The organism is Pseudomonas sp. FSL R10-1350 (genome assembly GCF_009600525.1).
GTDB classification, from domain to species: domain Bacteria; phylum Pseudomonadota; class Gammaproteobacteria; order Pseudomonadales; family Pseudomonadaceae; genus Aquipseudomonas; species Aquipseudomonas helleri.
In genome coordinates this window covers 240,321-248,354 of record NZ_WIVR01000001.1, presented here as the reverse complement: position 1 = coordinate 248,354, position 8,034 = coordinate 240,321, and the positions used below count along the sequence as shown (strand labels likewise).

Annotated in this window: 8 protein-coding genes; 7 read left to right on the top strand and 1 reads right to left on the bottom strand. The window is 58.2% G+C overall.

The genetic code is table 11. The features are described 5' to 3' along the window. Together GHO25_RS01145 and GHO25_RS01140 are read left to right on the top strand one after the other, a co-directional pair. Positions 1-471, top strand: a 471-nt coding sequence (locus GHO25_RS01145; protein ID WP_372240912.1) for a glutamate 5-kinase, incomplete at its 5' end; no start/stop codon positions are given. A 13-nt stretch (positions 472-484) separates the two neighbouring features. Continuing rightward, positions 485-946 carry a CreA family protein gene (locus GHO25_RS01140; RefSeq protein ID WP_048367388.1) on the top strand — a complete coding sequence of 154 codons (462 nt, stop codon included), beginning with the start codon at positions 485-487 and terminating at the stop codon, positions 944-946. A 159-nt stretch (positions 947-1,105) separates the two neighbouring features. Here GHO25_RS01140 and rpsT read toward each other — a convergent pair whose 3' ends face one another. Then, entirely contained in the window at positions 1,106-1,384 is a 279-nt protein-coding gene (rpsT, locus tag GHO25_RS01135) for a 30S ribosomal protein S20 (protein ID WP_048367387.1), read from the bottom strand. A 249-nt stretch (positions 1,385-1,633) separates the two neighbouring features. On the opposite strand from rpsT, the gene murJ reads away from it, so the two are divergent. The 5 genes from murJ to fkpB all read left to right on the top strand — a co-directional run bounded on the left by murJ (position 1,634) and on the right by fkpB (position 8,010). Next, positions 1,634-3,172, top strand: coding sequence for a murein biosynthesis integral membrane protein MurJ (murJ, locus tag GHO25_RS01130; protein ID WP_153334938.1), 1,539 nt, complete (start codon positions 1,634-1,636; stop codon positions 3,170-3,172). A 118-nt stretch (positions 3,173-3,290) separates the two neighbouring features. Continuing rightward, positions 3,291-4,241 carry a bifunctional riboflavin kinase/FAD synthetase gene (gene ribF, locus GHO25_RS01125; RefSeq protein WP_048388080.1) on the top strand — a complete coding sequence of 317 codons (951 nt, stop codon included), beginning with the start codon at positions 3,291-3,293 and terminating at the stop codon, positions 4,239-4,241. Then, positions 4,238-7,069: an isoleucine--tRNA ligase gene (gene ileS / locus GHO25_RS01120; protein ID WP_153389619.1), complete on the top strand. Its 2,832-nt coding sequence runs from the start codon at positions 4,238-4,240 to the stop codon at positions 7,067-7,069. The genes ribF and ileS overlap by 4 nt, the downstream gene beginning before the upstream one ends. Further along, entirely contained in the window at positions 7,062-7,580 is a 519-nt protein-coding gene (gene lspA, locus GHO25_RS01115) for a signal peptidase II (RefSeq protein ID WP_048367375.1), read from the top strand. The genes ileS and lspA overlap by 8 nt, the downstream gene beginning before the upstream one ends. Continuing rightward, positions 7,573-8,010 carry an FKBP-type peptidyl-prolyl cis-trans isomerase gene (fkpB, locus tag GHO25_RS01110; protein ID WP_048367368.1) on the top strand — a complete coding sequence of 146 codons (438 nt, stop codon included), beginning with the start codon at positions 7,573-7,575 and terminating at the stop codon, positions 8,008-8,010. The genes lspA and fkpB overlap by 8 nt, the downstream gene beginning before the upstream one ends. The last annotated feature ends 24 nt before the right edge of the window (positions 8,011-8,034 follow it).

Genomic DNA, 8,034 nt, shown 5'->3' with positions numbered 1-8,034 from the left:
GGCATGCAGACCAAGCTGCGTGCGGCGCGTCTGGCGGCGCGTTCCGGGGCGCATACCATCATTGTGGGTGGTCGCCTGGAGCGTGTGCTGGACCGTCTGAAGGCAGGCGAGCGCCTGGGTACATTGTTGTCGCCTGAGCGTGGCATGCTGGCGGCGCGCAAGCAGTGGCTGGCCGGGCATCTGCAAACGCGCGGCACCCTGGTGCTGGATGCCGGTGCTGTGGCGGCATTGTCCGAAGGGCATAAAAGCTTGCTGCCGGTGGGCGTCAAAGCCGTGCAGGGCGGGTTCCGTCGTGGCGAAATGGTTGTGTGTGTGGCGCCTGATGGACGAGAAATTGCCCGTGGCCTGGCCAACTACAGTGCGGCTGAAGCGCAAAAAATTATTGGGCAGTCGTCTGAGGCGATTGTCAGCTTGTTGGGTTACATGGCTGAGCCAGAGTTGGTTCACCGCGATAACCTGATCCTGGTGTGAATTGAGGTGTTGAATGCGCTTGCTTAGCGGTCTGTTGGGTTTGATCTTGGCGGTGCCTTTGTTGGCATCGGCTGAGGAAATTGGCACGGTGTCGACCGTGTTCAAATTTGTTGGGCCGAACGACCGCATTGTGGTCGAGGCATTCGATGACCCGAAGGTGGATGGCGTGACCTGCTACCTGTCGCGGGCCAAGACTGGCGGCATGAAAGGTGGTCTGGGCCTGGCGGAAGATCGCGCTGAAGCGTCATTGGCCTGTCGTCAGACCGGTCCGATCAGCTTTAAGGGTGATTTGAAAGATGGCGAAGAGGTGTTCAAAGAGCGCACTTCGCTGGTCTTCAAGACCATGCAAGTGGTGCGCTTTCTCGACAAGAAGCGCAACACGCTGGTGTATCTGGTGTACAGCGACCGCCTGATCGAAGGCAGCCCGCAGAACGCAGTGACTGCGATCCCGATCTTGCCGTGGCCGCAGCGGTAATAAAAGCGCTAAGTGACTGTGTAGGAGCTGCCGAAGGCTGCGATCTTTTGATCTTTTAACCTCAAAAGATCGCGAGGCAAGCTCGCTCCTACAAGGGTTTGCTAAATCGCAGGCAATAAAAAACCGACCCTAGGGTCGGTTTTTTTAAAAGCTTATCGCTTAAGCAGCAGTCGCAAGGTTCAACGCCTTGACGTGGCCATTCAGGCGGCTCTTATGGCGAGCAGCTTTGTTCTTGTGGATGATGCCTTTATCGGCCATACGGTCGATAACAGGGACAGCCAGAACATAAGCAGCTTGCGCTTTAACAGCGTCTTTTGCGTCGATGGCTTTAACTACATTCTTGATGTAGGTACGAACCATGGAACGCAGGCTGGCGTTGTGGCTGCGACGCTTCTCAGCCTGTTTTGCACGTTTTTTGGCGGAAGGTGTGTTGGCCACCGTCGAGCTCCTCGAAAGACTTTTGGAATTAACAAACAAAATAGGCCGCGAATCATGCCGATGACGACAACTCTTGTCAAGGGCGATTGATTCGAGCCGCTGAGTGGTTGATCGAGGGAGACGGGAGATTTATTTCCGGCGCTTGACCTGTAAACTCGCGAGCTTGGCTCTGTGCTGTTGCGGCGCGCAGTATCGCATAAGTGAACGCTTTGTTCGCCTGCTCTTTCTCTAAAGGCAAAAACTCTTTCAATGAATTTGCTCAAGTCGTTGGCTGCTGTTAGCTCCATCACCATGATTTCAAGGGTTCTGGGCTTTGTCCGGGACACCATCGTGGCGCGCATGTTTGGCGCGGGTATGGCAACAGATGCGTTCTTTATTGCCTTTAAGCTGCCCAATCTGCTGCGCCGGATTTTCGCCGAAGGCGCTTTTTCGCAAGCGTTTGTGCCGATTTTGGCCGAATACAAAAATCAGCAGGGCGAGGAGGCCGCGCGCACCTTTGTGGCCTATGTCGCCGGGCTGCTGACGCTGGTGCTGGCCATCGTCACCGTGCTGGGCATGCTGGCTGCGCCCTGGGTGATCTGGGCCACGGCGCCAGGGTTTGCCAGCACGCCCGAGAAGTTTGAGCTCACCTCCAACATGTTGCGGGTGACCTTTCCTTATATATTGCTGATCTCGTTGTCATCGCTGGCCGGGGCGATCCTCAATACCTGGAACCGCTTCTCGGTGCCGGCGTTTGTGCCGACGCTGCTCAACGTCAGCATGATCATCTTTGCCCTGTTCCTGACCCCGTATTTTGACCCGCCGGTGATGGCGCTGGGTTGGGCGGTGCTGGCCGGTGGCCTTGCGCAGTTGCTGTTCCAGCTCCCGCACCTGAAAAAAATCGGCATGCTGGTGCTGCCGCGCCTCAATTTGCGCGATACCGGCGTATGGCGCGTGATGAAACAGATGGTGCCGGCCATTCTGGGGGTGTCGGTCAGTCAGATTTCGCTGATCATCAACACGATTTTTGCCTCCTTTCTGGTGGCCGGGTCGGTGTCCTGGATGTACTACGCAGACCGCTTGATGGAATTGCCGTCCGGTGTGCTGGGGGTGGCGCTGGGCACAATCCTGCTGCCAACGCTGTCCAAGACCTACGCCAATAAAGACCGTCAGGAGTACTCGCGAATTCTCGATTGGGGGCTGCGTCTGTGCTTTTTGCTGGTGTTGCCGTGTGCACTGGCCTTGGCGATCCTGGCGGAACCGCTGACCGTCTCGCTGTTTCAGTACGGTGAGTTCAGTGCCCTGGATGCGGCGATGACCCAGCGCGCCTTGATGGCGTACTCGGTCGGTTTGCTCGGGCTGATCCTGATCAAGGTGCTTGCGCCCGGCTTCTATGCGCAGCAAAACATCCGCACCCCGGTAAAAATTGCCGTGTTCACCCTGGTGGTCACGCAATTGCTCAACCTTGTATTTATCGTGCCGCTGCAGCATGCCGGGCTTGCCTTGGCCATTAGCGTGGGCGCGTGCATTAACGCCGGGCTGCTGTTCTGGCAGTTGCGCAAGCAAAAGCTGTTTATCGCCCAGCCGGGCTGGTCGCTGTACCTGTTCAAACTGGTGTTGGCGGTTGCCGTGATGTCGGCGGTGCTGATGGGCTTGATGCACGTTATGCCCGCCTGGGATCAAGGCCATATGCTCGAGCGCTTTATGCGCCTTGGCGGCTTGGTGGCTGCGGGCATACTGGCTTATTTCGGTATGTTGTTGCTGTTGGGCTTGCGTTTGAAGGATTTCGCCCGCAAGTCTCTGATGTAAGGAAAATTACGGTCAAACGTCTATTTTGTCGGTTTGACCTGATTTGCCTTGCGCTGTCGCCTGTCGTCACGGGCCGGGTGTGGTTATAATCGGCCACTTTATGAGCAAGAAGCGCGTTATGCAGCTGGTTCGAGGCCTTCACAATCTGCGGCCCCAAGATCGGGGCTGTGTCGCCACTATTGGCAACTTTGACGGTGTACACCGTGGTCACCAGGCTATCCTGGAGCGGCTGCGTGAACGTGCACTGGAGTTGGGCGTGCCCAGCTGCGTGGTGATTTTTGAGCCCCAGCCGCGCGAATTCTTTGCCCCTGAAACCGCTCCGGCGCGTCTGGCTCGCCTGCGCGACAAATTGCAACTGCTGGCTGACGCCGGGGTTGATCGCGTGCTGTGCCTGGCGTTCAATCAACGTCTGTGCAAGCTCAGCGCGGCCGAGTTTGTCGACACGATCCTGGTCGATGGCCTGGGTGTGCAGCACCTTGAGGTCGGTGACGACTTCCGCTTTGGCTGCGACCGGGTCGGTGATTTTGACTTCCTGCAACAAGCAGGCGTCATGCAGAACTTTACCGTCGAAGCTGCGCAAACCGTTGAGCTGGACGGCGTGCGCATCAGCAGCACCCAGGTGCGTGATGCGCTGGCCAAGGGCGATTTCGCTCAGGCAGAACGCTTGCTGGGCCGCCCGTTCCAGATTGCCGGCACGGTATTGCACGGGCAAAAGCTGGCGCGCCAATTGGGCACGCCAACCGCCAATATCCAGCTCAAGCGTCGTCGTGTTCCGTTGACCGGGGTGTACCTGGTGAGCGTCGAGATCGACGGCAAAACCTGGCCCGGCGTCGCTAATATCGGCGTCAGACCTACCGTAGCAGGGGATGGCAACGCCCATCTTGAAGTACATCTATTGGATTTCGCTGGCGATTTGTATGGCCAGCGATTGACCGTGGCATTCCACCACAAGCTGCGTGATGAGCAGCGTTTTGCCTCCCTGGAGGCGCTCAAGACGGCGATCAATGCGGACGTCGCCGCCGCCCGAGCCTTTTGGCTGGGTCAACCGCTTAAAAAGAGCCTGAAATGACCGACTACAAATCCACGTTAAACCTTCCGGACACAGCCTTCCCAATGAAGGCCGGCCTGCCACAGCGCGAACCGCAAATTTTGCAGCGCTGGGACAGCATTGGCCTGTACGGGAAGTTGCGCGAGATTAGTAAGGATCGTCCGAAGTTCGTACTTCATGACGGTCCTCCGTACGCCAACGGTACGATTCACATCGGTCATGCGCTGAACAAGATTCTGAAAGACATGATCGTGCGTTCGAAAACCCTCGCCGGTTTCGATGCGCCGTACGTACCGGGCTGGGACTGTCACGGTCTGCCTATTGAGCACAAGGTCGAAGTGACTCACGGTAAAAACCTGTCCGCGGATAAAACCCGCGAGCTGTGCCGTGCCTACGCGACCGAGCAGATCGAAGGCCAGAAGTCCGAGTTCATCCGTCTGGGTGTGCTGGGTGACTTCGCCAACCCTTACAAAACCATGGACTTCAAAAACGAGGCCGGTGAAATCCGTGCCTTGGCCGAAATCGTCAAAGGCGGTTTCGTCTTCAAAGGTCTGAAGCCGGTGAACTGGTGCTTCGATTGCGGCTCGGCCCTGGCTGAAGCAGAAGTCGAATACCAGGACAAAAAGTCGTCGGCCATCGACGTTGCCTTCCCGGTTGCCGATGACGCCAAGCTGGCCGAGGCCTTTGGCCTGGCAACCTTGAGCAAGCCGGCGGCGATCGTGATCTGGACCACCACCCCGTGGACCATCCCGGCCAACCAGGCGCTGAACGTGCACCCGGAGTTCACCTACGCGCTGGTCGACGTGGGCGACAAACTGTTGGTGCTCGCTGAAGAACTGGTTGAATCGAGCCTGGCGCGTTACAACCTGCAAGGTTCGGTGATCGCCACCACCACCGGTTCGGCACTGGAACTGATCAACTTCCGTCACCCGTTCTACGACCGCCTGTCGCCTGTTTACCTGGCTGAGTACGTTGAACTGGGCGCTGGCACGGGCGTGGTTCACTCCGCACCGGCTTACGGCGTAGACGACTTCGTGACCTGCAAAGCCTATGGCATGGTCAACGACGACATCATCAACCCGGTTCAAAGCAATGGCGTGTACGTGCCGTCGCTGGAGTTCTTCGGTGGCCAGTTCATCTGGAAAGCCAACCAGAACATCATCGACAAGCTGACCGAAGTTGACGCGTTGATGTTCACCGAAACCATCAGCCACAGCTATATGCACTGCTGGCGTCACAAAACCCCGCTGATCTACCGCGCAACCGCGCAGTGGTTTATCGGCATGGACAAAGAGCCAGTAGCGGGCGAGACCCTGCGTACCCGCGCACTGCAAGCCATCGAAGACACCCAGTTCGTACCGGCCTGGGGCCAGGCGCGCCTGCATTCGATGATCGCCAACCGTCCGGACTGGTGCATCTCGCGTCAACGCAACTGGGGCGTGCCGATCCCGTTCTTCCTGAACAAGGAAAGCGGTGAGCTGCACCCACGCACCGTCGAAATGATGGAAGAAGTGGCCAAGCGCGTTGAAGTCGAAGGCATCGAAGCCTGGTTCAAACTGGACCCGGCCGAGCTGTTGGGCGACGAAGCGCCGCTGTACGACAAAATCAGCGATACCCTGGACGTATGGTTCGATTCGGGTACTACCCATTGGCACGTGCTGCGCGGTTCGCACCCGATGGGCCACGAGACCGGCCCGCGAGCCGATCTGTACCTTGAAGGTTCCGACCAGCACCGTGGCTGGTTCCACTCGTCGTTACTGACCGGCTGCGCCATCGACAACCACGCGCCGTATCGCGAACTGCTGACTCACGGTTTCACCGTGGACGAAGCGGGCCGCAAAATGTCCAAGTCGCTGGGCAACGTGATTGCACCGCAGAAGGTCAACGACACCCTGGGCGCTGACATCATGCGTCTGTGGGTAGCCTCGACCGACTACTCGGGCGAAATCGCAGTGTCTGACCAGATCCTGCAACGCAGTGCGGACGCCTACCGGCGTATCCGTAACACCGCGCGCTTCCTGCTTTCCAACCTGACCGGCTTCAACCCGGCCACCGACCTGCTGCCTGCTGAAGAAATGCTCGCGCTGGACCGTTGGGCAGTAGACCGCGCCCTGTTGCTGCAACGTGAGCTGGAGCTGCACTACGGCGAATACCGTTTCTGGAACGTGTACTCCAAAGTGCACAACTTCTGCGTCCAGGAACTCGGTGGTTTCTACCTCGACATCATCAAGGACCGCCAATACACCACAGGCGCCAACAGCAAGGCCCGCCGTTCGTGCCAGACCGCGCTGTTCCACATCTCTGAAGCGCTGGTGCGCTGGATCGCTCCGATCCTGGCTTTCACCGCCGACGAACTGTGGCAATACCTGCCGGGCGAGCGCAACGAATCGGTCATGCTCAACACTTGGTATGACGGCCTGAGCGAACTGCCGGAAGGCACCGAGCTGGACCGCGACTACTGGGAGCGGATCATGGCGGTCAAGGTTGCGGTCAACAAGGAAATGGAAAACCTGCGCGCAGCCAAGGCCATTGGCGGCAACTTGCAGGCAGAAGTGACCTTGTTCGCCGAAGCTGAACTGGCCGCTGACCTGTCCAAGCTGAGCAACGAACTGCGCTTCGTGCTGATCACCTCCACCGCCAGTGTTGCGCCTTTTGCGCTGGCACCGGCTGACGCTGTGGTCACCGAAGTACCGGGCCTCAAGCTCAAAGTGGTCAAGTCGGCACACGCCAAGTGCGCGCGCTGCTGGCATTGCCGTGAAGACGTGGGCGTGAACCCGGAGCATCCGGAAATCTGCGGCCGTTGCGTTGACAACATCAGCGGCACCGGCGAGGTACGTCACTATGCCTAACACCAGCACTGCCGGGCGCTTCGGGCGCCTGGGCTGGCTCTGGTTGACTGTGCTGGTCCTGGTCATTGACCTGACCAGCAAGGTCTATTTCGACAACGCCTTGCAGATGTACCAGCAAATCGTGGTCATCCCGGACCTGTTCAGCTGGACGCTGGCCTACAACACCGGCGCAGCCTTCAGCTTTTTGGCTGACAGTGCTGGCTGGCAGCGTTGGCTGTTTGCCCTGATCGCCATTGTGGTCAGCGCCGTGCTGATCGTCTGGCTCAAGCGCCTTGGGCGCAATGACACCTGGTTGGCGATTGCGCTGGCGCTGATTTTGGGCGGCGCGCTGGGCAACCTGTATGACCGGATTGTGTACGGTCATGTGGTCGATTTCATTCTGGTGCATTGGCAAAACCGCTGGTATTTCCCGGCCTTCAACTTCGCCGACAGTGCGATTTGCGTGGGCGCGGTGATGCTGGCACTGGATATGTTCAAAAGTAAAAAGTCTGGAGAACCGGCTCATGACTGAGCAACGTATTGGCCAGAACACGGAAGTCACGCTGCATTTCGCATTGCGCCTGGAGAATGGCGACACCGTCGACAGTACATTCGACAAGTCCCCTGCGACCTTCAAGGTGGGTGATGGCAGCCTGTTGCCAGGTTTTGAAGCCGCCTTGTTCGGTTTCAAGGCGGGCGACAAACGCACCCTGCAAATCCTCCCGGAAAACGCGTTCGGCCAGCCTAACCCGCAAAACGTACAGATCATTCCACGTTCGCAGTTCAAGGACATGGACCTGTCTGAAGGTTTGCTGGTGATCTTCAATGACGCGGCCAACACCGAGCTGCCGGGTGTGGTCAAAGCCTTTGACGACGAGCAAGTGACCATTGATTTCAACCACCCGTTGTCAGGCAAAACCCTGACCTTCGACGTGGAAATCAAAGACGTTAAAGCGCTGTAATTCAGAGCCCGGCGTGTGCCGGGC

Excerpts from the sequence above, each read along its gene's own strand:
- GHO25_RS01140 (WP_048367388.1), top strand. The coding sequence starts at position 485 with ATGCGCTTGCTTAGCGGTCTGTTGGGTTTGATCTTGGCGGTGCCTTTG.
- ileS (WP_153389619.1), top strand. The coding sequence starts at position 4,238 with ATGACCGACTACAAATCCACGTTAAACCTTCCGGACACAGCCTTCCCA.
- lspA (WP_048367375.1), top strand. The coding sequence starts at position 7,062 with ATGCCTAACACCAGCACTGCCGGGCGCTTCGGGCGCCTGGGCTGGCTC.
- ribF (WP_048388080.1), top strand. The coding sequence starts at position 3,291 with ATGCAGCTGGTTCGAGGCCTTCACAATCTGCGGCCCCAAGATCGGGGC.
- fkpB (WP_048367368.1), top strand. The coding sequence starts at position 7,573 with ATGACTGAGCAACGTATTGGCCAGAACACGGAAGTCACGCTGCATTTC.
- murJ (WP_153334938.1), top strand. The coding sequence starts at position 1,634 with ATGAATTTGCTCAAGTCGTTGGCTGCTGTTAGCTCCATCACCATGATT.